The following is a 2,515-nucleotide window of genomic DNA, read 5'->3' as shown; positions in this document are numbered from 1 at the left end:
CGGTTTGGGTGTGGTGCCGCCGATCGACGATCCCAACGGTTGCGTGGACGCCAGAACCCGCCAGGTCATCGGCCAGGCTCCCCGGCTTCACGAAGACGCTCCGCGATCCTGGCGCGATGTGGATGCGACGTTGTCCAGTCTGGAGGAAAGCGGTCAGGACCTGAGCATCATGCAGCGCAACCTCGCGCGCGTCTTCGAGGCCGGAATCACGATCGCGACAGCCACCGATGCGGGCAATCCACTGACGCTCCACGGCCCTTCGATCTACGCGGAAATGGAAAGCATGCAGGCGGCGGGCATCCCGCCGGAGCACATCATCGTGATGTCAACGCGCAACGGCGCACAAGCGATAGGGCTGCTCGATGAAATCGGAACGCTGGAGCGAGGAAAGGTCGCGGACCTTGTAATACTGCGTGACGACCCGGCCGGATCGGTCCGGGCCTTCCGCACCGTCACCCATGTTATGCGTGGCGGAGCGCTTCACGAGGTATCCGAACTCGCGAAACCACGATAGTCCATCCCAAAGGCGCGCAGCCTTCTCAGAGGGCCCCGGGGAGCGGCCAAGTTATTGCCGTGCGCCCGACGGCCTCCTGCATCACTCCAGCGCCTATACTTCCAACGGTCGTCCCGGCTTTGCCTGTGCAGAAGTTTCAATGGCTCATAGAGCTCGGGTCATGAATGAACCGGGTAACGGGAGCCTTTCATTTACAACGTCGCGCAACTTCTGAAGGTGGCCAGAGCAGGCCTCTCCGACATGGAACCGGCTTTGCGCCGCGCCTTCAACGGGAGTCGCGAAGATGATCGACTGGATCTCGTCTTCGGACCCAAACCGCGTGCAGCCATCGCTGCATTGATCGTTTCCGGCATCGTGCTTGGCCGATTGGCCGAATCAGCACTGGGGCCGGGCGTGATAACCGCGCACCTGGATCTTTCGGCAGTCCTGCTCGGGGCGGGTTATGCATTGATGTTCCGCACCTATCTTTTTTCAAGCGGTCATGCCGGAACCGCCGATTTCCCGTGGCTCGCCGCGTCGCTGATACCAGCCGCGGCTGCACTGGTACTGGTGGCGTTCATCGAAAACACAGCTTCGGGCAATCTCGAGACCATTCCGGGGGCACCGATCTGGACCGACTTCGGCGCCGTCGCCGACGCGCTGGCCGACTCGCTGGCGGTCGCCGCAGGGCTGACCATAGCCGTGGCGGCGCTCTGCTTCAGTGAGAATTGGGCGCGCGCGCTCAAGGATCTCGCCACGCAGCTGTTCGTCTTCAAGGTCCTGGTCTTCGTGATGGTGCTGCTGATCGTCGAGATCGGCATCGTCGGACCGATCCTTGCCGCATTGCTGAAGATACTACTCGGCATCCGCGTGCCGCAGTGGGTGGGCGAATTCGTCGATCAACTCACTTACGCCGCATTGATGTCCGTCATCTACTTCGCCGTGATCGGAGCGACCTGGACGGTCTGTCGCAAGACTTTTGCCCAGTTGCTCGAGACTGGCGATGCGGATATTCTGGATGCCATCAAGGCCATGAGCGAGAGCCCGAAAAAGCGGGAAAAACGCGAACGCAAGCAACGCGCAAAAGCCGCGACTACTGCGGTAGAAGAGATCGCACAGCCTGAGCCGACCGCGCCGGGGAAGGAGAAGGATTCCTGATCGATCACGACGATGAAAACCAATCTATCGTGAAATTTCAGGGTGTCTCTCCGCCCGTCATATGCTTGATACCCGGCTTTGGGCCCGCCCTCCGATCAGGGTCTCCCTGAACAGGAGCGCCCCAATTTCAACGGCTGGCCTGATCATTGAAAAGCCAGCGAAGCCCGACTCGATAGGCCTCCGGCGCAGCGGAGGCATGGTGCTGGCCCTCCAGCGAGGCGACTTCCAGATCAAGATGGCTGTCTGCGCGATCGATCCACGCATCGATCCACTCGAGCGCGGGCTCGCGGAAGCGGGGCGCATCCAGGGTGCCGGCGCCGACGAACAGTCGAGCACGCCCTCCGTCCGGCTTCGACGGGTAGTCGCGGAAGAACGCAAGGTTGCGGTGCAGCGCCGGGTTGATCGCGATATGACCCCAAAAAAGCCCAGGCCGGGTCAAGGCCGTGTAGAGCACGAATTGGCCGCCCAGCGACTGCCCGACAATTACACGCCGTTGCGGGTCGGTCCGGTAACGCTCGTCGATCAGCGGCAATAGCTGCTCTTCCAGAAATGCCTGGAACACCGACGCCCCACCATAGTGATCGACTTCGGCAGAAGCGGCCGTGTAGTCGGTAGAGCGCATGTTGCCGTTGGCAAAGCCCAGCCCGCCGTAGGAAATGCCGACAATGATCGCCTCGGGCGCAATCTCGTCGATAGTCAGCATGAAGTGATAAGGCACCAGCATCGGGAACAGAATCCCGCCGTCGAGCAGGTAGATCACCGGCCACACTTCATCGGAGGCTTCATAGCTCTGCGGAACGCGGACGTAGACATGGAGATCCCGGCCCAGCGTCTCTGAAGCAAGCGTGAAGGTATCGGGCGGTC

3 protein-coding genes are annotated in these 2,515 nt (G+C 61.5%); 2 read left to right on the top strand and 1 reads right to left on the bottom strand.

Annotated features, from left to right (window positions below; all coding sequences use genetic code 11):
• A partial coding sequence (locus LCF59_RS17750) for an amidohydrolase family protein (RefSeq protein WP_292288949.1) occupies window positions 1-514 on the top strand: 514 nt, incomplete at its 5' end.
• Window positions 515-754: 240 nt separating this feature from the next.
• Entirely contained in the window at window positions 755-1,651 is an 897-nt protein-coding gene (locus LCF59_RS17745; protein WP_292288948.1) for a hypothetical protein, read from the top strand.
• Between the two features lie 127 nt (window positions 1,652-1,778).
• Here the strand turns inward: LCF59_RS17745 and LCF59_RS17740 are convergent.
• Window positions 1,779-2,515: alpha/beta hydrolase-fold protein (locus LCF59_RS17740; RefSeq protein WP_292288947.1), on the bottom strand; the 737-nt coding region annotated here is incomplete at its 5' end.

Origin of the sequence: Marivita sp. (assembly GCF_020055675.1) — a bacterium.
In the GTDB taxonomy this organism is placed as follows: Bacteria; Pseudomonadota; Alphaproteobacteria; order Rhodobacterales; family Rhodobacteraceae; genus Marivita.
The sequence above is the reverse complement of the archived record's forward strand: the minus strand, read 5'-3'. Positions and strand labels throughout refer to the sequence as shown.